The sequence below is a fragment of the Pseudomonas alcaligenes genome, from assembly GCF_014490745.1.
Taxonomy (GTDB): domain Bacteria; phylum Pseudomonadota; class Gammaproteobacteria; order Pseudomonadales; family Pseudomonadaceae; genus Aquipseudomonas; species Aquipseudomonas alcaligenes_C.
The window spans coordinates 2,286,913-2,306,333 of sequence record NZ_LZEU01000001.1 but is presented as its reverse complement, the minus strand read 5'-3'; the positions used below and the strand labels follow the sequence as shown (position 1 = coordinate 2,306,333).

Below are 19,421 nucleotides of genomic sequence, written 5' to 3'. Positions count from 1 at the left end.
GAAGTAGTCACATAGGGATGCGGCTCAACGGATCAAGCACGCTTCGACTGAGCACAGATTGCATCAGCCATCCAGCCAGGCATAGATCCTTGTGCTGACTCCAGAGCCTGCCATTCGCTCTCAGGCAACAAGGTGTGAAGCCTTGCCACAGCCTTCGTTGCACTGGGCTCGCCCATCCATTGCAGCGCTCGAATTGCATCCCCAGCCAGCGTCGCTCCAAGCGACATTAGCCACGCCGGTGCGCATCTGATTTCAACCCGATACGCACCAAACCGAAGCGTGCGAGCTTGGCCGTTGGTTAGGAAAATTTCGCGCAAAGGCATCTGAGTCGTCAGACCTAGCGCATTCGCTACATAACCCCCGTGCCGAACAATGACCTCGTTCGTGACAGCAGCTAGCGATTGGATGACCTTGTAGGGTCTTGGAGGAAGGAAGCCATGTGGGCCGTATTTTGTGGCTACTGGTACCACATACAATCCGCGCGACACCCTCATCAGGCGTCCACGGTGTACCAAGCGGGACAGACATCGCGATACTGCGGCACGGCTTCCTAAATTCAGAAATAGTTCTGGGGTAAGCACTTGGCCTTCTGGAAAGCGCTGACTAGCTTCCAGGATCAACTCGTGGAGTGGTTTCATACGGATTTACCGCTAACGTCTTGAAGCAAGCCTCCCGCGCAGTACCTATTGAGAGCCAAATCTCTCGGCGATGGCCATTCGCACCTCAGGCCGAACCCATTGAAGAGCTGTAAACCTGATGCTTCGCCGCGTCCAACGCATGCCGGCATTCTCTCTGAGAATACGTATTGCCTGAAGCTGTCGTGAAGTCGTAACCCAAGACTCGCTCGTCCTGGTCATAGACCCTTACCAGCTCTGTCAGCCTCTCCATCGTCCAATCAGCGGATCCATTCAGGCGTGCAGGCAGCACAACCTGGATCGCTTCGATCAGCGTCCCAGCTGTGCGCCTTTTCAGCATGTCCTCAAGCTCATCCTCTGATGGTATTAGAAGCATCGTTCTCCACGCTGCTGCCTTCTGGCGTCGGTTCACCATCACGTAGAACCAAGGGCGATGCTCCTCGAACTCGACGAATCGCCACATTTGGGTGTCCTCCCCAAGCAGCGGCGGATACGCGATTTCAGCGCGCCTGTACGTGATAAACATCAGCACATCCTCTTTTAAGCTATATATAGCATAGCCCCAGAGACGCTAAAAAGGCTTCATCGTTCCTTTTGCGAGACAGCAAAATGGAACTCAACGAAGCCCTTGGTCTGGTGATCAAGAATCTACGAAATTCGAGGGAACTACCTCAGGAAGGGTTGGGCCCCAGTCAGAGCTACATCAGCGCGATCGAGCGCGGTAAGTGGAAGCCATCCATCGAAAAGGTTGAACAGATTGCCGACGTTGTCGGCATTCACCCTTTGACGCTTCTGGTTCTGGCTTATCAAAGGCAAACACCTGGACTAAAGCCTGATGAGCTGCTGAAAAAGATCCAACGAGAAATTACGAGCCTGAAAGGCAGTTTGTCACTTGAGTAGGCATGTGCAGATGAAGTCGATGCAGGTGGTGATTGAGGACTGGGATGGCGACGGTGCTATCCGCATTCCCGATGAGGTACTTCAGGAGTTGGGTGTCGACGTCGGGGACAGCCTCTACCTCATCGAAGAATATATCGGCTCCACCCGCTGCCTTGTGCTCAGTAAGTCGCCGCAGATTCCCGAACGGATAGATGAGCTTGTGAACACGTGGGACGGCTCCGCCCCGAAGCATCCAGCGAAATAATCTGGTTTCGCGATCCCCTGCCAGCTATCCTATGCGCGCAGCCCAAGAGCTTCCTCTCCCGGGCGTTGTACCGGTGATGAAACTTGGTTCGAGGCGGCCCCTAAGGCCGCCTTTATCATTTCTGGCTGACAGAAGCCGGAACGAACTCTTTGAATGTGGAGCTGAAGACTGGCCCCATAGCGCCCAATGGCAAGGTCTCCGATTGCTCCTCTATCCTCCCGGCCAAGATCACGTCATCTCGCGAAGGGAAGTGGCGCAACAGAAACTTGGCATCGTTCCGTACCTTCTCGGGCACGCCGCTATCTCGAGACAAGTTGACGAGGAAATCTCGGGTCTGTACCACCGCGCGTGAGCGCTCATCAGGCATTGTCATTTCAATTCCCCAGAAAGCCGGATGCAGTCAGTCTCACCCAACCAGGTCATGATCGCCAGCACCTCGGCTGAAGAGTGGATTCATCCCCGCACCCCAATCAGCTCATCCCAGCAGGTCGTATAACGCTGACTCAGCATGTCGCGTCGCATGGCCCACTTCGGTTTCTTCGGCACTCGGCCAAAACGCACAGCGCCCCGCCCTTCCCGCTCGTTGATGCTGTCGATCACTGTCATCAGTTTTTCGGCACCTGGGCGCGGGGTCGGTGTGAATAGATCTGCAGTCACCTCTCCGCGCTGACTCAGATCCATCAGCAGGATGGAGCACTTCGAGAACGGAAATCCTGGGCGATAGATCTGGCCCAAGCCACGCTGGGCCAGCGCGAGAATCTCACGGGTATCGTCAGTGGGCGCCGGCAGCGCCAGGGTGATGGCATTGGCATAACGAGGACATTTGAGGTCCGCCAGCTGGGTCTGCAGGCCAACCTGGATAGTGCTGCACAGCGACTGCTGCTTTCGCAGCTTCTCCGCTGCACGAGTGACATACGAGGTTAGCGCCTCACGGATTGGCGGCAGCTCCGTTTGGCGGGTTCCAAACATCTTGCTCGAGCAGATGGCTTGCTTGGGTGGAGGCCCCTGGTGGAAACCGATGCAACTGACGCCACGCAGCTCACGCGCCGTACGCTCCATGGTCACGCCAAAAGTCTTTCGCAGCGTACCGACATCGAACTGCGCCAAATCCCAGGCAGTAGAAATGTTCAACGCGGCCAGCTTCGCCGCGGAGCGGTGGCCAACGCCCCACACCTCACTCACCGGCGCGAGACGCAGCAGTTTTTCCTGGCGAACCGGATCGGTTAGATCGAGCACACCGCCGGTACCCCTCCACTTTTTCGCGGCCCAATTGGCCAGCTTCGCCAACGTCTTGGTAGTGCCGATGCCTACCCCCACAGGCATGCCTATATCGCGCGCCAGGCGCTGGCGAATGCTCCACGCAAGTCCCTCCAGGTCCTCGACGCCCGTCATGTCTCCCCAGGCCTCGTCGATGGAATACACCTCGATGCCGGGCAGCATGTCAGCCATCACTCGCATGACGCGGTTGCTGATGTCGGCATAGAGCGTGTAGTTGCTGGACCGGACAGCGACACCATGTTCACGTATCAGCTTGCGGACGTCATGAAACGGCGCCCCCATAGGTATGCCCAGAGCCTTGGCCTCCGAAGTGCGAGCAATCACGCATCCATCGTTGTTCGACAGCACCACGACGGGCCGGCGCTTGAGCTGCGGTTGGCAGATGCGCTCACAGCTGCAGTAGAAAGAATTGCAATCGACCAACGCGAACACGCGTGTGGAGGTACTCACTCAGCCACCTTGCTGAGTATGAAGCGCACCACTCCCCACACCTCGATAGGCACCTCACCATCTAATTGCACATCTTGAATATGCGACTCGGCAGCCCGCAACCAGCGGCCGCCAAACATATCCTTCACGACCCAGCGCACCTGGTAGCCCTCGCTGCCCAAGTCGACGATCACCAGGCGGTCATCCACATGGCCCGCTGCACGGTTAATGACCAGCCTGTCACCTTGGAAGATGCCGAACCCCACCAGGCTCATATCCAACACTCGCACCGGCCACATGTGAGGGGCGCCGAGATCGGTCAGGAGATCTAGCGAAAGCCCCCTCTCCTTTTCATCGTCGGCGGGCGATTGAAAGCCAGTAATGCGGAGGCCTGCGGCCACATCGGTAAGCAGGCGCTCGCGGATTAGCTCGCTGCGGGCGAGTATCGAGAGAGATGACATCGGAACATCCATCAAATACTGTATATGCAAACAGTATTTGCGAAGGCTCAGGAGTGGTCAATCGGAGAGTGATTTCCACCGACAGGAGGCACTCAGACGTCGAGCAACTCTTCACGGTAGATGCCTACCTGCTTGGGGGCTTCGATGCCCACGCGAACAGCCCCTTGCCCTCTGGTGTCGATGCGGATCGTTATCCCGTCGCGCAGTAGCTGCTTTAACAGCTTGTCGGCGTCGACGCCGGGGTCGATGGTCAAACGGATGTTCTCGCCATCGCGGCGAGTGAGGCTCAGGTAGCCCATGCGAAAGTCCTTTTCGATTGAGGGAATGTGCGTCCTGCACGGGCAGTCTAGAACATGGTTAGCAAGGCGTTTGAGCAGCGGCCCACAATGGAGGATCGACTATGTGCGGTGGTGTAGAGGCCCGCGAGGCAGACAAGGTCTGGAATATCTACTTCCCGAACCCCAAGGCAGCGATACCGGTGCTGTTCGAGGACAGTAGTCAGCTCGAATGGATTCATTGGGGGCGGCGGCAGGACGAACCGGGGACAGGACCTGAAGGCGGCTGGGCTCGATTCCACACCGTACAGGCCGGCGGCTGGAGGAAGTATCGGCCTCGCCGCGGCTTTGGGATGGTGCAGCGCTTTATGGAGAAGGAAGGAAAGCCAGGAGAGAAGAACCGCCCTTCGCACTGGTTCGACGTCCAAGAAGGCTGCGCCCTAGAGTGCTTGGTGATTGGCGAAGGTGATGAACGCCGTGTTTACGTGGTGACCACGGACCCGCCGGCGGAGTACGCCTGGATCCATGCTAGGTGGCCGCTGGTGACTCCACTGGATGTAGAGTTCCGCCGCCAAGGCCCGCTTGAAGATGACCTGATCGGCGATTCAGTCAGGCCGGCAGACCGTGCTCGATAGCGAGCAACACCTGGCGTGCAGCCCGCCCACCGGCCTCGCTGCTCAGCAGGGAGACGGGCTGCAGGTTTCCTAACGCGATATTGGGTGACGTGAGCCAGCGAGTCGCTGCGGCGTGATCTGCCTCCAGCACGTTGATCAGCACGTCGGCCAGGCCCGCGAGTCGGCAAAACGCATCGCCCTCAGCGGGCGTCATGAGGGAGGCCTCTGGAGCCTTTCCGATCCAGGCTGCTACGGTGCCCGAATCAACACCCAGCATCTCACCCAGACGAGCGGTTAGCTCAGCGGGGAGCCCCGTCATGATCGCTAGGTGCAGATGGTAATGGCTCTGGGGCAGTCCAATTTGCTCAATAAGCTTCTTCATCATGACAACCCTCTGGTTGAGGTCCGACGGCTCAGTTATCTGCCGTGCCGGGGCCTCCGCTGCCTGCGAATGCCTGATGAGCAGAAACTCGCCAGGGAATGGCCATCTTGGATCATTACCCTGTCGAAGGTGTTGAAGACTCCCTCCGTCTGGAATATGCGGTCAAGGGCAGCGTCCGCCAATTCAACTCGACGGCCAGGCTCATTCCAGTTGTCATAGATAAGCAACCAATTCTTGTCGAATCGGACGTAACCATCTGCTTTCTTCAACTTCTGCGACACGAAGTATGCCATCGCTTCGGCCCAGCTCTCGGCGCCATTGCCACACCATGGCTCACCGGGTTGATTGTCCCGTATCAATTGGCGCTGGGCTTTGGCTGTGAGCTTGTCCTCGCCCACGCCTGCCCTGCGCGGAAAGAAGATGGCGATATCGTCACCAGGTGTTCGCCACAAATGCGGTTCTGTCTCGCGCAACCGATCCATGCTGGCGTTGTTGCTGGAAACGGCCTCAGTGATTTCGATCCCAATCGTTAAGTTTGCGCACTGAAGTTGAATATCTGGACGGTCCGAGTGAACCACCTTGATCGGCTGCATCTGTTTGGGGCAGTCAGTCCGAAGCATCCAGATGATTGAGTAGATCTCGGTATGGTCCGTAGACCTTCCTTCAGAGCGAAGCGGAACGTCAGTCACTATCCTACCCAGTTGGCGCTTGCGCTTGCGTCGGTCGGGGGCAAGCTCAAGTAGAAGATAGGGTTTGTGGAGCACTGGATTTTTCATGCTGGGCTCCGTTCAGCCTCTTGGCGCTGTTAGTTTGTGCGAATTGCTACTACGGCTCTAAGAAGCGTGGGATCGACTAACTCCCGGTTCTCAATAGCTACCTCCGGGCGAAGCTCAACCCCTCTGAGCGCGAGAGAATCATATTTTAGCCGCTTCGCTTCCCTCCCCTTGAAATCCGATTTAGCGACCTCACTTGATCTCAAAGAGCCAGTACGCATCAGCGATGCAGATGCCTTGAGGAGGCCTAGTGGGAAAACAAGAAAAAGCCAATGCTGCCACCGGTCGCTATGACACCGACGACGTGACGAAGCGTGTCGTGTGGACTCAGGCTGCAGGCCATTGTGAGCTGTGCGGCACCGACCTCATGTACGACTACCGTGCAGGTAAGCCCATGAAATGGGGCGAGGTAGCCCACATCCTGCCGGCTAGCCCTAAGGGGCCAAGGGGGCGAGATGATCATGATGAAGCTAAGGCTGAGTCGCTCACCAACAATACCGCTAACCTCATGCTGCTCTGCCCTGGCTGCCATGACAAAATCGATCGCGATGCTGATGGATATCCGGAAAGCGATCTTAGCGGCCTGCACCAGGCTTATCTGGAGCGAGTCCGGCTTGCGGCAACCACGCCTGACGGCGGCAGAGCCATTCCGGTGATTGTGCAGAGCCAGCATTTCGCGACGATCAACGACATCCCTGTTCGTGATCTGTTGGTTGCGATGTCCGCAGAGGGACTAACTGCATTCGATCATGCCATCAAGATCACTTTTCCGGCCCCGAGTCATCGTGGCAGGGATGCCCACTACTGGCAGAGCATCCAGGACAGCGTTCAGCACGAGTTAGAGCAGCAGCTAAGGCGTCGTGGAGGAGCCTATGGGGACGCCCCTACGTTGGCCGTGGTGGGATTGGCAGATATTCCGGCGCTGATGATGCTGGGACAGTCCTTAGGCGATCGCTCCAAGCGCCTGCTCTTTTCATTCCACCGCGAGCATCAGCTGCGCTGGCCTGACCAGTCAGCTGAACCCCCGGAGTTTTTGTTCACTCCTCCAGCGGATGGGGATGGCCCGCTTGCACTGGTGCTGTCTATTTCCGCTCAGGTCGCGCTTCGCGACGTCGAAGAGGCACTGCCTGGCGCACGTATCGCAGAGTTAAGCATTCCAGAACCGAGTTACGCGATGGTTCAGAACCGTCGCGTGATTCACGCTTTTCGCGACGCCCTACAAATGCACTTGAGCCGACTTGAGGCCACGACGGCGGACACAATTCATGTGTTTGCGGCCATCCCAGCTGCGTTGGCAATTGAATTCGGTGCCTTGCTTACCACGCAACATCGGCACCCTTACCTGATTTTCGATCGAGACAAAGACAACCAAAACAGGTTCACGCCAACACTACAGTTGGGCCACCAGGCCCAGGAGGTCCGCTGATGTCCATGAGCAATGAACAGACCAAGCGCGGGAGCTGGGAACACTTTCTGCTCCGCGCAGCACGGGAGATCTCGCTGTCGGAAGCACAGTACGAGAAGATCAGCGATCGATACTCCCAGCTGCAGAAGATCCTTAATGCATCCAGCGATCCGCTACTGGCAGGAGCACATATTTTTCCTCAGGGCTCCATGCGCCTGAAAACGACGATCAAACCCGTTTCTGGTGCTCCCGAGGATCTGGACACCATCGATGCGGACGCCATCATTTGGCTTCCCCATGCCCAGGGGGCGGGCGCTCAAGCAATTCTGGATGCTATCGAAGAGCGATTCAGAGCCGGCAGCCGCGTTCAGGAAGAAATCAAACCGCTGCGTCGCGGCATCCGGATCGTCTATGCCGACGAAAACCCCGGCTTCCATATTGATGTCACGCCAGCGCGTGCCATCAATGGGAACTCTCAGGGCAATGGCGAAGGTAAGCTGGAAGTGCCAGATCGGGAGACAGGATGGAAGGCGAGCAGCCCCATCCCCTACTCTAACTGGCTGCAGGTCGCTTCTACCCAGACGATATCCTTCGAGGAGCACCTGGCTGTCGCGAAAAGTCAGCGTGCCTTTGATGCCGCCACTCAGGATCCGTTGCCTCAATATGAGGAGTACCTCGATCAAGACCCACTTCGGGCGACGATCAAGCTGCTGAAGCGGCATCGGGATGAGTGGGCCATTCGGACCAAGAATGAGAGCTTCCGGCCTATTTCAGCAGTCATCACTACACTCGCCACTCATGCCTACCTGGACGTGGCGAAAGAGTCTCAGTCGAGACCGCTAAGGCCGCTGGACGCGATCCTCGAAATCGTCCGGAGGATGCCGGATCACGTCAAACACCGCGGGAACGAATGCTTGGTCTGCAACCCCGCCGACAGCGGTGAAAACTTCGCGGAGAAATGGAATAGACCGAGTGAAGGACATCGCTACCGCCGGGCGTTCCAAGACTGGCACTCGAATGCCAGCGCATCCGTGTCAATGGGGCTTGAGAGCTTCGAGTCCGCAGAGGCCTTTGCCAAGGCAGTTCAGGAAAACTTTGGCATCGGCCCTGCCTTCATCTCGGCAGTGAATGGCGAGATTCCGTCCAACTGGACGATGCCAGGCCGCCCGGACGGAACCACCCGAAACTTCGCGTCGATGGGCGCATTGTTTGGCGGTGTCAGCGGAACAGCGAACTCACAAGAGGATGTGAAGCCAGTTGGGCGTCTTGGTTGATCAGATGGAGACGCCTCTGCAGCGGGGGATAGCCGCGCTGCAAAGCGCTCTTGGCGAAGATGCCGCACTTGCACTGCTTCAGCCTGCAACCACACGAGCAGACGAAGCTGCGAGTTATTACTTTCCTTTGCCCGTCGACTATACGGGCACGGAGCGGCGGCTACGTATCAGCTTTCCGAGGAGTTTCCCCCGCGGCGGATTAAGGCTTACTGTCGAACCTTCGCCATGGCTTATATGGCCCCACGCCATGGAAGTCGGGCTCTGTCTGCATGGCTTCCAGGAGCGCCCAGTGATGGGCACCCCTGAATACGTGGTGTCGGATAGCCTAGCTCGGTTACGCAAGATCGTGAGCTTGTCCCAAATGGGGTCATGCGTGGCTGCCCGGGATGCCGAATTTCGGCGCGAAATCACATCCTACTGGTCGAGGCAGCAGGGGCTGTCTCAACAGAACCTTATTCTTCTGGATCGCCCCCAAGCTGCCTCGAAGCTGTTTGCCCTAAGCGATCCTCGACAAGCGTTGCCGTCCGGCCAGGAAACAGTCTGGCTCGCAACAGATCTGTCATCGCTGAAAAGGCACTGCAGACGCACGATTGGCAGATCCCCCAGGATGCGTGCTCCCGAGACCCCAGGCTTCTACGCAAAGCTTCAGAGTTATCCGGACCTGCGCATTCCGGCCCCGGAGTTACTGCTCACATGGCTCATTCCACACCTTGCTCCTGGCGACAGCACGCAGCTGCTGGCTTGGTTCAATGAGCGTGGCTCGCTACCTAACCGCTGGATCGCTTTGGAGCTTCCGGGAGATGCCGGTGCTCCGATCTACTGCCTTAACGTTCGCGCGTACGGCCCACAGTTGGATCGAGGATCAAAGTTTTACCTGCGTTCAGCGCGGCGCCGGCCAGCAGTTGCAGTCAGCCATCCCCCAGTTCTGATCCGAGCAACGACCCTGGATGTGCTGGATCGGACAGAGATTTTGTCCCGTGACCTCAGCGGTATGGCGCAGAACCTGGAAGCGGCTCGCGTAGTTTGTGTTGGTGTGGGCTCGTTGGGTGGCACGGTTGCCCTACAGTTGGCGCGCTCGGGTGTTGGCCATCTGACACTCATTGACCCGGATTACTTGGTGTCGGCGAATCTCGGCAGGCATGTACTCGGGGCCGATGACCTAGGCCTGGCCAAGGCCGAAGCGCTTCAGGAGCGAATTCGCAAAGACCTACCTACCACGGAGGTCGCTGCGTTCGCAGACTTCGCTGAAGTGGTGATGTACCAGAATCCCGAGGTATTTGATAAAGCGGATCTGGTCGTAGTCACCACTGCGGATTGGCAGTCAGAGGTGGCTCTGTGGAGCTCCAAGTCGAATGGCACATCCTGGGGTCTACTCCAGGCCTGGAGCGAACCTCATACGCAGGTGGGGCATGTGCTCCTTGCCCCATCGGGTGCATTTGATGCTCGAGGCCTATTCACAGAAAACGGTGAATTTAGGCACAAGTTCACCGATTGGCCGGAAGGTGGCGTTGTCGCCCTTCCCGCCTGCGGAGAGAGTTTCATCCCAGGAGGTTCTCTGGGAATGGTGAACATTGCTTCAATGGTCTCTCAGGCCGCATTACGAGCATTGAGCGGCGGCACCGGAGCCCCGATCTGGGTCAGCAGCATCAATGGCCCCCACGACGTGGCGACGCTGGGAGGGCAGTATCTGGGTCCTGAACTACCTGCTGGCATGCAGCAGGCTCAGTTGGAGCGTGATTGGCCGGAGCATTTGGAGACAGCTCGATGACGGCAATCGCCTGGCAATGGAGCTGGCCCGGGGTGGACACGCATCTGTTGGTATCGCAGGACGTTGCGAACCTGTTGGAGCGCTATCGGCAGAGGCGCTTCGATGTGGAGCGTGGGGGACAGCTATTTGTCGACCCCGCAAGCGCTACCGGACTGGTACTTGCCTTGGCGACTCCCCCCCATCGAGATGACCGGGCTGGAAGAACTTGGCTGGAGTTGAATGCCCACCGCTGCCGAGATGAAATTGAACGAGCCAATGCTGCAGGGCTCCGACTGGTGGGGTACTGGCATACTCACCCGCAAAGCATTCCTATGATCTCCCCCACTGATGTCGGAAGTTTTTCCAGGTTTGCAGCGCGCTACACACAAGATCTGCCGCACCCGCTGGCAATCATCGTGGGCAACTCCGGCAGCCCTGAAGGCATAAAGGCTTGGTCCTTCAGGGAGGGGCGTTATGTAGAAGCTGCATGGGGTAGCTGGCCAGGTTAGCGGTTACACCCTTCTGCCAGCATTAGCGCAAAAAGCTCCGCTTGAAATCGTGCATCGTCCAACGCGTTATGGTTGGGTGCGCTTTGGGGGTTGAGCCGAGCTGTCATTTGCGAGGATTTAGTTTCCTTCCAGCGGCATCCGGTAACCCCCATGTAATACGCCTTCATGTCGAGTGCGGTGAACCCAAAGGGGTTCGCCCCAGAATACTTATGGAAGTAGTAGTTGATGAACGACCAGTCGAACGGGGCATTCAGCCCCACGAAAACGACTTTCTGATCTGCCGAACATAGCTGGTTCAACCATTGCTCCAGCTTGAGCATCGCCGTCTGTGGGGCTAGTCCTTCGTTTTCGAGCTTGGTGAGGTCAAGGCCAGTTACGGCGACAGCCTCCGGATCGTGCTGTAGGCCGTCTGGCTGGAGCTCGAGATAGATTGACTGAGCGGGCTCTGAGACGACGCAAGCGCCGATGGAAAGCAGGCTATAGATGCCCGGTACCGGCCCGGAAGTTTCTACGTCGACGGAAACATAAAGCTCATCGCTCACCATTTCACCCCTTTATTTACTCCGACCCATTCGGACAGTATGCGGTGAGCTGCATAAGCCGAACACCCACCCCCATGGAGACGTCAGCGTCATGGACAACGCTCGTGATCGTATTACCCAGGAAATTGTTGAGGCCGAGGACCTTAAACTGCTGGCGGCAGTGGATACCTATGGCTACCAATGCCCTGGTTGCAAAACTCAGGCCTTCCCGCGTTCCTATCGCCCGGAGAACTTGGTTCGGGCTCACTTTCAACTGCGTGACCCTCACGTCTCAGGTTGTGAGGTGGAGGGCGAAACCAAGGTTATCGCGCAGGGCAAGCGCGGCAGTGTTCAGCAGGAGTTGGAGACCTCGCCAGGTTTATCGCCCGCCCGGCTGCAGCTGATTGAAGACCGTACAATCGTCGGTCCTGCGCTACCTCACACCGAGTCTCAGACACAGAGCGTCAGGCGGTCGGATGGAGCCACTGGCCTGGTGCGCCGAGAAGGACGACGCGCAGCGAACAGCATTCGCCCTATCTGCCGTGCTTTTTTGCGCTTCCCCTTCGATAGGCATCTTTCTTTAGCCATCCCGGGTATTGCCCCAGCGACCTATCAAACCGCCTTCAAGAAACTTAGGTCGAAAGGGTTGGAGCCATGCCCTAATGCACGCATTTTCTATGGGGAACTGGCCTGGACGCCAGCCGCTGAATCGCCCGAACACTTGACCATTTCACTCAACGCGGGCGAATGGGAAGAGAAAAAACTAACGCCTTACCAGGTGGTCGTCCTCTGGAGCGAGTGGTCAGCGGCTGCCCGCGGGCGACTGAAAAATGAGCTGGAAATAGCCCGCCAAGAGAACATGAAAGCCAAAAAAGATAAGCAGGCATCCCGCAGTTATCTCTTCTTTGTGGGTGCCCAGGATGTCAAGAACCCTGCAATTTTCCATGTGCTGGACCATCGACTCATTTGCACCGCACATGACGAGCTGGTGTTCCCAGTGCGCAGCTAGGTGCGGATCGGGGCCGCGGAAGGCGGTCTTATGGCAGTCCCTCGGGCCAGTTTGAGATGTGTTGTAGCGCACTCAGCTGCCCAGGGAACACGCCTGTGCTCTCCACATAGCGCAATGCGGATTGGCCATCGCTCCAGCCTACGTACTGCATCAGCGCTTTGAGATCCCAGCCGCTGCGGGTGGCCCAGGTGGCAAACCCGCGGCGCAGCGAGTGGCTACTGTACAGCTCCGAAGGCAGCCCTGCCGCCTGCAGTACGGCGCGCATGAGTGGGACAACGCTATTTGGGTGCAAACCCTGCTCACCTAAATGCCCCCAGCGATCAATTCCACGGAATACCGGCCCACGCGCGATGCCCGCCACGCTGATCCAGTCGACGTAAGCTTGTACTGGGCACAGCCTGGCCAACGCCGGCGCGCTGAAGGTCTGGCCTTGGTTGTCGCGGTCGCCTTTGCTCCACGGCAGAAACAGTTGCATCCCCTCCCCGGCCCGCACCTGGATGTGCTCGACTTGCAGGCGGCACAACTCATCACTGCGGAACGCCCGCCAGAAGCCAATCAGGACCAGTGCACGATCGCGGCAACAGCGCAGTAGTCGCGGCCAATCGTCCTCAGCGCGTGCACGCTCACCGGATCGCTCCAACCAAAGCACGCATTGCTCGAGCTGACGCAGCTGCAAGGGCTCGGCCTGTTTCTCCTGGCGAGGGTGCAGGGTACGGATCCCCTTGAAGATCTGGCGGACCAGAGGGGTCTTGGTCGGATCCGGAAAGCCCTGACTGACATGCCACTGCGCCAATGCCGCCAGACGCAGCTTCAAGGTGTTGCTGGACAGTGTGGCGGCGTGGTCGACCAGGTACCGCACGATGGCATCGCTGGTCGCCGGCAAGAAGCCGCCCCAAGTGACCTCGAAATGCTCAAGCGCCTGCTGGTAGCTGCGTCGCGTGTTGGCGCGAGTGCCGGCCTGCAGGTACCGCTCAACCTCCTGGCTCATCTGAGCACATCCCCTTGGTGTACCGGTGAGCGAGCGTCAAACGACGAAAACGCCGCTTCACCTTGGATAATTCGTGATTACTCAATTCTAGAATACAAGCGGGTCACAAAGGAAAATTTTGATAAGATGCCATGTACTTACATGGTACGTACCACGGAACGAAATCGTCAGGAGACCCACTTATGGCCCGCGGTGGAATCAACAAAGCGGTCGTGCAGAAAGCCAGGCATGCCCTCCTCGCTCGCGGCATTCACCCCAGCATTGATGCAGTGCGTGTCGAGCTGGGCAACACCGGCTCCAAGACCACCATCCACCGCTATTTGAAGGAACTGGAAGCCAGCGAGCAGGCCACATCCAGTGCCGCGTTAAGCGCTCCGCTAACGAATCTCATGGAGCAGCTTCTGGAGCAATTGAAGCAAGAGGCTCAGCAATCCGTCGCCCAGGCCCATGAAGCGCTCCTACGCGAGCGCGCTGCAGTACAGCAGCAATCAGCCGTGCTTGAGTCCCGGATGCGAGACATCGAATCTCAGCACTCAGGCTTGGCTCTACAGCTGCAAGCGGCCCAAGAGTTGATTCTCCAGGAGCAGCAACAGCGACAAGCCGTCGAAGTCGATAACGCCCGAATGCTGCAATCCCTGCAGGATCTGGAGGTGCGAGTGCGGGAGCGCGATGAGCGCATCCAGTCGCTTGAAAACATGCATCAGCACGCTCGTGATGGCATGGAGCATTACCGCCAGGCCAGCAAGGAGCAGCGTGAACAGGAGCAGCGCCGCCATGAAGCCCAGACTAGCCAGCTTCAGGCCGAGATACGCCAGCTGCAACAGACTCTAATGATCAAGCAGGACGAACTCACACAACTCAATCGCGACAACGCCCGCTTGCTAAGCGAAGCGCAGCAGCAGCTGCGCGAGCAGCGGGCCCTTCAGCAACAGTTAAACCACAAGGCGACTGAGCTGGACATGCAGCAGACCGCCTACGCGCAATCAGAACAGCAGCGCCAGGAACTACTGACTCGGTGCGAGCTTCTGGAGCGGCAAGCTGCGGGCCGTGCAAAAAAGAAAACCAAAAGTTGAGTTTTATGAGCGTCAAACAGCCGCCTGGCGCGTGTAACTGATCCTGCGAATTTCTGGGTCATCCTCATCCACTTCGACCGCCCAACAGGGCGCCACATAAGCGGTCTGGTCACTGATGGGGAGCCCTGCGTCAAGCTTGCGATTGCGACGAAACTCAGTTAGCGAGTGCAGTACCTCATCGGCAAAAGCATGCTTAGCCAACCATGAACGCTCCTTGGCGGAAAGCGCTAGCGTCCGGCTCTCTTGGCAAAAGCGCCCCAACCAAGACGAAATCGCGTAGCCGATAGCCGCACGCCCTCGAAACGTGGCGTTCACACACCACAGCCTTCGCCACGACACCAGGACTTTGAGCCCTTCGATACTATTTGTAAGAGATTGAACCGTGTGTTCGATAAGATCGTTATCAGAGACCAATGCTACGGTTCTTGTAGAGACATGCTCAACAAAGCAGTTGTGTCGGATGAGCGATTTCAATACTGATGCCAATTCGTCAACGAGCAACGTGAACTCGCTGCCTCCAACTTCGGGAGGATGTGGCAAATCCGTTTGGCAGACTCGACTAATAAAGTCAAACCGCAGAATGGAATGAGGCATGGGCGCGCTCACCATACTTGAGAAAAATTGCTCCTCTTCTTCGCCACAGTCCACTTCAAGTCGCATCGCCGGAATAACTTGCCCAGCGCGCACTCTACTGGCTCCTAAAAGTGGCATGCAAAGCCGGCTGCCAGCCATGGCGCTGAATGTCTTGTAAATTCGCTCTACTTCCAGCGGCAATCCACTCGCCGCCTGGAGAGCTGAACTCGACATGCGATAGTCGCCCTGCAGCAACGAACACTTGCAACTCGCGCAGCCAAAAGGGGTTCTGAATGTCTGCGAATTCAAGGTGTACGGTGTTGCGGCGCCGCAAAATCTACAGGCCACCTCAAGCGGCACCTTATGAATCGGACAGTTAACTAATTTATCGAACTGAAAAACTGCATAGTGAACGCCCTGCGACATGCAACAAGGACAAAATCGAAGCAAACCACACAATGACCAGTGATCGTGCAGGTAGTTTGGCGTTAAAAACAAGTCATAAACTTCCCTCTTTGCCAAACTAAGCTCCCTTTCGAAAGCACCAATATTTACTGAATATAAGCTGGATAAGTTATTCGTGCGAGAACGATAACTTCGAAATCTCTCGCTATGGTTCTTGAACATGCCAACCACGGCAGCTCCAGATACAACATTGGCAGATGCAAATCTGCTAAGAATAGAATACGCAGATTCAAACCCCACAAGACGCGGCGTGATTGAGCAGTTCGCAGAAATGCGACTGAATGCAGGAAAAGGAACAATTTTCATCAGCTATCTAAATAGTCCATTTGCCGAACATCCTTCTGATAAAGGTAGTACCAAGTCTCTGAAATCACCTCATTGATTAGCTCATCTGTTAACAAAAAACTTATATCATCTAGATGCTTATACTCAGTGAAAAATATCTCGATAGTCTTCGTAAAGAATCTCATTGGAATGCTTAGGTCACTAATCTGACCATGCTCATTATGATGCAATCCAAAAATACGCCAAAACTGCTGCCCATAGTTGCCCAGCCTAAAGCCGTTGGCGAATGCTTTTGGGAAAAATATCCTGGTGAAAGTCCAATCTGTGTCCGCTGGATACACGGCTGCATCATAGCAGCCTAGACACTCTGCAACTTCTTGAGCCGAGCTGAGCCCTTGAAACTCCATATCCTGAATCATGAAGCGCGCAATAATTGACTGCTTACGCGCACTAAGAAACTGCTCTTTTACAATGACGAGTTCTGGCTGACCTACAAGAACCACAACCAGTCGCACCTCAAAATGTAGCTCCAAATTATCATAGATATCTCTGAGCCACTCAAAGTGCTTGTCGAAAAATTTTTGAGCCTCGTCGATAAAAAGAAGGAACATCCTCCTCTTATACCGACACGAGCGCTCATAGATAAGATTCAGAATGCGCTGGCGCTTTTCGTGCGGCTTTCCGCCTAACTGTTTATGGCCTAGCGCTTGTAATAACTGCGAGTAAAAAGCATCCTCGGAAGCGGTCATTTTTTCTGGTGCACTGAATATACATACAGGAAGCCCAGGGAATATATCCTTTATTGCATTTGAGCAGTATTTGATCGCCTTGGATTTACCATAGCGAGGCCGGCCATGTATGAGTAATCCAGACGTTCGGCGGCGTACAATCTTCTCCAATACAGCCATTAACCTACCGATAGGCTGAGTAGGTATTAAATAGCGCTCGGTATTGATTGGGTGATCTTCCATATCAATATCTGCAGGAGGCAGATCAGCAATGTTCATTAGCACCCCCTAGGAAACAAAGATTTTGGTTAAAGGCATAGCCACAGCTTCTTTAACAAGTGGCTTAATGTCCGCCGACATAGATTTATCAGGCCCAGATTTTTCCTGCGTCTTAAGTGATTGAATTATTTCGTAATGAGCAGTATTCGTCGTCAGACTCCTTCCGGTCCGATTACGTAGTTGATTGCAAGCATCCAATAAACTTTGCCCGACTTTGAATCTTATAGCTCGGTCTCGGAACGCCTTGAATAATGTCTGCCGGAGCTGCAGAGAGTGTTGCTCCCTGCCCCATGGTCCACTCGCTTTAAGCGGACCAATAAATTTGCCATCCATCGTATAAGCGCGAACATGGGAAATATCCCTAACATCGTACGTGATTTGAATTTTTCGACCGGTTAGATCACTTCTTAGAATCAGGGGGTCTTTGTACTTTACATTGGCAAAATTAATATACGCCCCTGTCTCTTTGCTCGAAGATCGAACCGTCGCAATCTGAACTCTTTTCATGAAGTCGTATTCGTTGCGATCCTCAGGCTTGAGCTTCCCGATCAAGAGTTGCCTCCTCGCGAGCCGCGAGGTAAAAAGCTCTAAAGGCGAATTTCCAAATACACCAGAATGAGGTCGTCCGTTATAATCTGATAGAACGATATCGATACCGTGTCGGAGTTCGTCTAGTGTCATTAACAGCGATAGTCCAGAGTTGGAGGATGGCGATAACGCCTCTCTAACTGGATCTTTAACGCTTGAGCCGGTAGTTCCAATCAGTCGATGAGAGAAATTATCTGCTATGAACCTAAAGAATCGCTCAACTATACTGCGCGCGTTTGGCTGATGAGGCGGACCGTAATCAACTAAACACCCCACCTTCTTATCGAGTATTTCCTTTACCCGAATAGCTTTATGCGAAAGTGCATTGTCCAGCTTGATACACCGCCATGTGGCCCACGCAAATTCATCTCCGCGCTCAGAGGGAAAACCACCACTTTGTTCGTATAATGCATTCGTGATAACTGCTTTTGGTCTGCTGTGCGGCGCCAAGGCATTGAAGATAGCTGAGAGAACATCCTGCTGGTCGTAGTTTTTCCCTAAAGCGATGCTGTATCCCAATACGCATCTAGTAAATACATCAATAACTAGGATTAGCCATACGCGAAGAATCTCATATCTAACCGGCTCTCCATAGAGGTCATAATCCTCTATAACTAATCGAAGATCTATTTGATGGCCGTCTACTTCTACTTCATCAAGCGCTTCGGTTGGCTCAATCCTTTCAGAAATTCTGCTTGCACTCTCAAGCTCAATCTCCGCCTGACGTTCCCTATATTTAGCTTTGAGATGCGTTTCAAATGTCCGCCTAGCGAGGTCGGCTTCGCTGAATGGGTAGTCCTTATCCCCAACGCCCTGATCTCGGCAGGCGTCTAGAAACGACTGATGAAGATCCGAAATTCTTTTTTGTTTTTTTCTATAAATCTCTACCAAGCTAGAGAGCTCTTCGCTCAATGATGGGTACGTGTTTAGTAATCTTGAAAAAATTCCACTCTTATTTTCTTTGCCTTTGTCAGTTAGTTTATTTTCTAAATCCTTGCGCGGTCTAGTCCGTATATATGGCATAGCACCCAAGAATCCGAGGGGTTGGCCATCGACGATGCGTTGACCACGCTCAATCAATCTGTACAAGGTGCTTTTGGTAATTCCGTATTTATTCCTGACTTCAAAAAGTGTAAGGCCATCCTTGAAATAAGATTTAACGGCAGCAATCTTCTTATCGACTAGACCTCTTTCTTTAGCCGACAGCGCGCTTGTCTCTGGCTCTGGCCAACTATCAATATCAAGACCGGAGTCTCTAAGCTCCGATATCGAAAATCGCGCTTGGGTCATTTCTAATCACCACGAACTAAAAAGATACTGTCCTGACAAATTCGCCTTGTACAAATATCCTGAGGGACCAGTCGCCCTCGCCGCACCAACTCATAAATCATTGTCAATTGATTAACGGCATCTTCGCTTGACAATTGCTGTTGCAGCGCAAATGAATGGCCTGAACGCATACTCCTGGCAAATATCTGAATGTCTTTCTCTCGGACACCGCCTCCCCACCTGAGAAGCCATTGCTGCATCTCGAGCAAATTCCAGAATTCGTGGCTGGAGTCCGTATGTTGTGAGGTGGTGATGACATCCAAGATCCATCCTCTTTGCTCGCAAAGAGCGGCCACCTGCTGCACTACCAATTGAGGAGAGTCAAATATGGCTAACTTCAGTTGGTCTCCAAGACTCGCAGAAATGGGCATAACAGCTGTCCCATAAGGGGTCTTCAACTGAAAGGCCTCTCCGCTCAATGCTGTCACGTGGGGACTAAATTCTTGGCGGAGGAGATATAGGACGTGGGATTTTTCGTACAAAGTTAGGGCTGCGCCAGCCTTGGCGCTCCAAATCAGATACTCGTTCTGCCCCTTCTTTCTCTTTACTACGGTAGGTTCTAGCCCAAGCGCTGGCATGATCCATTCCCTGTGATCAGGTTATGAATCAATTAAGGTCCAGAATTCTGGGCGCGTAATATCTTTTTGAAATTTTACT

23 protein-coding genes are annotated in these 19,421 nt (G+C 55.1%); 9 read left to right on the top strand and 14 right to left on the bottom strand.

Annotated features, from left to right (window positions below; all coding sequences use genetic code 11):
• Window positions 1–32: 32 nt before the first annotated feature.
• Window positions 33–638: a DUF6088 family protein gene (locus A9179_RS22880; protein ID WP_223123190.1), complete on the bottom strand. Its 606-nt coding sequence runs from the start codon at window positions 636–638 to the stop codon at window positions 33–35.
• Between the two features lie 85 nt (window positions 639–723).
• Window positions 724–1,161, bottom strand: coding sequence for a hypothetical protein (locus A9179_RS10545; protein WP_187805765.1), 438 nt, complete (start codon window positions 1,159–1,161; stop codon window positions 724–726).
• Window positions 1,162–1,244: 83 nt separating this feature from the next.
• On the opposite strand from A9179_RS10545, the gene A9179_RS10540 reads away from it, so the two are divergent.
• Together A9179_RS10540 and A9179_RS10535 are read left to right on the top strand one after the other, a co-directional pair.
• Window positions 1,245–1,535, top strand: a complete 291-nt coding sequence (locus A9179_RS10540) for a helix-turn-helix domain-containing protein (protein ID WP_187805764.1) — start codon at window positions 1,245–1,247, stop codon at window positions 1,533–1,535.
• A gap of 10 nt (window positions 1,536–1,545) precedes the next feature.
• Window positions 1,546–1,779: an AbrB/MazE/SpoVT family DNA-binding domain-containing protein gene (locus A9179_RS10535; protein WP_187805763.1), complete on the top strand. Its 234-nt coding sequence runs from the start codon at window positions 1,546–1,548 to the stop codon at window positions 1,777–1,779.
• Between the two features lie 115 nt (window positions 1,780–1,894).
• Here the strand turns inward: A9179_RS10535 and A9179_RS22990 are convergent, their stop codons facing one another.
• From A9179_RS22990 to A9179_RS10520, 4 genes are all read right to left on the bottom strand, one after another.
• Window positions 1,895–2,146, bottom strand: coding sequence for a BPSL0761 family protein (locus A9179_RS22990; RefSeq protein WP_316851825.1), 252 nt, complete (start codon window positions 2,144–2,146; stop codon window positions 1,895–1,897).
• 86 nt (window positions 2,147–2,232) lie between these two features.
• The gene (locus A9179_RS10530; protein WP_187805762.1) at window positions 2,233–3,507 is read right to left on the bottom strand and encodes a Y-family DNA polymerase; all 1,275 of its coding nucleotides are present in this window, start codon (window positions 3,505–3,507) and stop codon (window positions 2,233–2,235) included.
• Complete coding sequence (locus tag A9179_RS10525) at window positions 3,504–3,947, bottom strand: LexA family protein (protein WP_137973149.1); 444 nt, start codon at window positions 3,945–3,947, stop codon at window positions 3,504–3,506. Before A9179_RS10525 ends, A9179_RS10530 begins: the two co-directional genes overlap by 4 nt.
• A 92-nt stretch (window positions 3,948–4,039) precedes the next feature.
• The gene (locus tag A9179_RS10520) at window positions 4,040–4,246 is read right to left on the bottom strand and encodes a carbon storage regulator (protein ID WP_171016322.1); all 207 of its coding nucleotides are present in this window, start codon (window positions 4,244–4,246) and stop codon (window positions 4,040–4,042) included.
• Window positions 4,247–4,347: 101 nt separating this feature from the next.
• On the opposite strand from A9179_RS10520, the gene A9179_RS10515 reads away from it, so the two are divergent.
• A complete protein-coding gene (locus tag A9179_RS10515; RefSeq protein WP_187805761.1) occupies window positions 4,348–4,857 on the top strand; it encodes a hypothetical protein in 510 nt (169 codons plus the stop codon).
• Here A9179_RS10515 and A9179_RS10510 read toward each other — a convergent pair.
• Together A9179_RS10510 and A9179_RS10505 are read right to left on the bottom strand one after the other, a co-directional pair.
• Window positions 4,832–5,221, bottom strand: coding sequence for an antitoxin Xre/MbcA/ParS toxin-binding domain-containing protein (locus A9179_RS10510; RefSeq protein ID WP_187805760.1), 390 nt, complete (start codon window positions 5,219–5,221; stop codon window positions 4,832–4,834). The two genes, A9179_RS10515 and A9179_RS10510, sit on opposite strands and share 26 nt — an antisense overlap.
• Before the next feature lie 32 nt (window positions 5,222–5,253).
• Complete coding sequence (locus A9179_RS10505) at window positions 5,254–5,994, bottom strand: hypothetical protein (RefSeq protein ID WP_187805759.1); 741 nt, start codon at window positions 5,992–5,994, stop codon at window positions 5,254–5,256.
• A gap of 247 nt (window positions 5,995–6,241) precedes the next feature.
• Here A9179_RS10505 and A9179_RS23095 point away from each other — a divergent pair, with 247 nt between their 5' ends.
• The 4 genes from A9179_RS23095 (at window position 6,242) to A9179_RS10485 (ending at window position 10,926) form a co-directional block, all read left to right on the top strand.
• On the top strand, window positions 6,242–7,417 hold the full coding sequence (locus A9179_RS23095) for an HNH endonuclease (protein ID WP_187805758.1): 1,176 nt from the start codon (window positions 6,242–6,244) through the stop codon (window positions 7,415–7,417).
• Window positions 7,417–8,670, top strand: coding sequence for a nucleotidyltransferase domain-containing protein (locus A9179_RS10495; RefSeq protein ID WP_187805757.1), 1,254 nt, complete (start codon window positions 7,417–7,419; stop codon window positions 8,668–8,670). Before A9179_RS23095 ends, A9179_RS10495 begins: the two co-directional genes overlap by 1 nt.
• Window positions 8,671–8,962: 292 nt before the next feature.
• Window positions 8,963–10,438, top strand: a complete 1,476-nt coding sequence (locus A9179_RS10490; RefSeq protein ID WP_262410567.1) for a ThiF family adenylyltransferase — start codon at window positions 8,963–8,965, stop codon at window positions 10,436–10,438.
• Window positions 10,435–10,926: a Mov34/MPN/PAD-1 family protein gene (locus A9179_RS10485; RefSeq protein WP_187805755.1), complete on the top strand. Its 492-nt coding sequence runs from the start codon at window positions 10,435–10,437 to the stop codon at window positions 10,924–10,926. The genes A9179_RS10490 and A9179_RS10485 overlap by 4 nt, the downstream gene beginning before the upstream one ends.
• Here A9179_RS10485 and A9179_RS10480 read toward each other — a convergent pair.
• Entirely contained in the window at window positions 10,923–11,471 is a 549-nt protein-coding gene (locus A9179_RS10480; protein ID WP_046163592.1) for a 3'-5' exonuclease, read from the bottom strand. The genes A9179_RS10485 and A9179_RS10480 overlap by 4 nt on opposite strands.
• A gap of 88 nt (window positions 11,472–11,559) precedes the next feature.
• On the opposite strand from A9179_RS10480, the gene A9179_RS10475 reads away from it, so the two are divergent.
• Window positions 11,560–12,456 carry a hypothetical protein gene (locus A9179_RS10475; protein ID WP_187808664.1) on the top strand — a complete coding sequence of 299 codons (897 nt, stop codon included), beginning with the start codon at window positions 11,560–11,562 and terminating at the stop codon, window positions 12,454–12,456.
• A 28-nt stretch (window positions 12,457–12,484) separates the two neighbouring features.
• On the opposite strand, the gene A9179_RS10470 is transcribed toward A9179_RS10475, so the two are convergent.
• Window positions 12,485–13,444, bottom strand: coding sequence for a site-specific integrase (locus tag A9179_RS10470; RefSeq protein ID WP_187805754.1), 960 nt, complete (start codon window positions 13,442–13,444; stop codon window positions 12,485–12,487).
• A 182-nt stretch (window positions 13,445–13,626) separates the two neighbouring features.
• Here A9179_RS10470 and A9179_RS10465 point away from each other — a divergent pair, with 182 nt between their 5' ends.
• Complete coding sequence (locus tag A9179_RS10465) at window positions 13,627–14,517, top strand: DNA-binding protein (protein ID WP_187805753.1); 891 nt, start codon at window positions 13,627–13,629, stop codon at window positions 14,515–14,517.
• Between the two features lie 12 nt (window positions 14,518–14,529).
• Here the strand turns inward: A9179_RS10465 and A9179_RS10460 are convergent, their stop codons facing one another.
• The 4 genes from A9179_RS10460 to A9179_RS10445 are packed head-to-tail and all read right to left on the bottom strand — an operon-like array spanning window position 14,530 to window position 19,342.
• A complete protein-coding gene (locus tag A9179_RS10460) occupies window positions 14,530–15,861 on the bottom strand; it encodes a TniQ family protein (RefSeq protein ID WP_187805752.1) in 1,332 nt (443 codons plus the stop codon).
• Entirely contained in the window at window positions 15,861–16,847 is a 987-nt protein-coding gene (locus A9179_RS10455; RefSeq protein WP_187805751.1) for an AAA family ATPase, read from the bottom strand. The genes A9179_RS10460 and A9179_RS10455 overlap by 1 nt, the downstream gene beginning before the upstream one ends.
• A gap of 9 nt (window positions 16,848–16,856) precedes the next feature.
• Entirely contained in the window at window positions 16,857–18,725 is a 1,869-nt protein-coding gene (locus A9179_RS10450; RefSeq protein WP_187805750.1) for a Mu transposase C-terminal domain-containing protein, read from the bottom strand.
• Window positions 18,726–18,727: 2 nt separating this feature from the next.
• Window positions 18,728–19,342 carry a hypothetical protein gene (locus A9179_RS10445; protein ID WP_187805749.1) on the bottom strand — a complete coding sequence of 205 codons (615 nt, stop codon included), beginning with the start codon at window positions 19,340–19,342 and terminating at the stop codon, window positions 18,728–18,730.
• Window positions 19,343–19,421 lie beyond the last annotated feature (79 nt).

Bases quoted from the DNA above. Each gene is read 5' to 3' on its own strand.
- A9179_RS10510 (WP_187805760.1), bottom strand. From the start codon at position 5,221: ATGATGAAGAAGCTTATTGAGCAAATTGGACTGCCCCAGAGCCATTAC.
- A9179_RS10520 (WP_171016322.1), bottom strand. From the start codon at position 4,246: ATGGGCTACCTGAGCCTCACTCGCCGCGATGGCGAGAACATCCGTTTG.
- A9179_RS10470 (WP_187805754.1), bottom strand. From the start codon at position 13,444: ATGAGCCAGGAGGTTGAGCGGTACCTGCAGGCCGGCACTCGCGCCAAC.
- A9179_RS10490 (WP_262410567.1), top strand. From the start codon at position 8,963: ATGGGCACCCCTGAATACGTGGTGTCGGATAGCCTAGCTCGGTTACGC.
- A9179_RS10465 (WP_187805753.1), top strand. From the start codon at position 13,627: ATGGCCCGCGGTGGAATCAACAAAGCGGTCGTGCAGAAAGCCAGGCAT.
- A9179_RS10545 (WP_187805765.1), bottom strand. From the start codon at position 1,161: ATGTTTATCACGTACAGGCGCGCTGAAATCGCGTATCCGCCGCTGCTT.
- A9179_RS10445 (WP_187805749.1), bottom strand. From the start codon at position 19,342: ATGCCAGCGCTTGGGCTAGAACCTACCGTAGTAAAGAGAAAGAAGGGG.
- A9179_RS22990 (WP_316851825.1), bottom strand. From the start codon at position 2,146: ATGCCTGATGAGCGCTCACGCGCGGTGGTACAGACCCGAGATTTCCTC.
- A9179_RS10540 (WP_187805764.1), top strand. From the start codon at position 1,245: ATGGAACTCAACGAAGCCCTTGGTCTGGTGATCAAGAATCTACGAAAT.
- A9179_RS22880 (WP_223123190.1), bottom strand. From the start codon at position 638: ATGAAACCACTCCACGAGTTGATCCTGGAAGCTAGTCAGCGCTTTCCA.
- A9179_RS10450 (WP_187805750.1), bottom strand. From the start codon at position 18,725: ATGACCCAAGCGCGATTTTCGATATCGGAGCTTAGAGACTCCGGTCTT.
- A9179_RS10455 (WP_187805751.1), bottom strand. From the start codon at position 16,847: ATGAACATTGCTGATCTGCCTCCTGCAGATATTGATATGGAAGATCAC.
- A9179_RS10525 (WP_137973149.1), bottom strand. From the start codon at position 3,947: ATGTCATCTCTCTCGATACTCGCCCGCAGCGAGCTAATCCGCGAGCGC.
- A9179_RS10475 (WP_187808664.1), top strand. From the start codon at position 11,560: ATGGACAACGCTCGTGATCGTATTACCCAGGAAATTGTTGAGGCCGAG.
- A9179_RS10485 (WP_187805755.1), top strand. From the start codon at position 10,435: ATGACGGCAATCGCCTGGCAATGGAGCTGGCCCGGGGTGGACACGCAT.
- A9179_RS10495 (WP_187805757.1), top strand. From the start codon at position 7,417: ATGTCCATGAGCAATGAACAGACCAAGCGCGGGAGCTGGGAACACTTT.
- A9179_RS10460 (WP_187805752.1), bottom strand. From the start codon at position 15,861: ATGAAAATTGTTCCTTTTCCTGCATTCAGTCGCATTTCTGCGAACTGC.
- A9179_RS10505 (WP_187805759.1), bottom strand. From the start codon at position 5,994: ATGAAAAATCCAGTGCTCCACAAACCCTATCTTCTACTTGAGCTTGCC.
- A9179_RS10480 (WP_046163592.1), bottom strand. From the start codon at position 11,471: ATGGTGAGCGATGAGCTTTATGTTTCCGTCGACGTAGAAACTTCCGGG.
- A9179_RS10515 (WP_187805761.1), top strand. From the start codon at position 4,348: ATGTGCGGTGGTGTAGAGGCCCGCGAGGCAGACAAGGTCTGGAATATC.
- A9179_RS10535 (WP_187805763.1), top strand. From the start codon at position 1,546: ATGAAGTCGATGCAGGTGGTGATTGAGGACTGGGATGGCGACGGTGCT.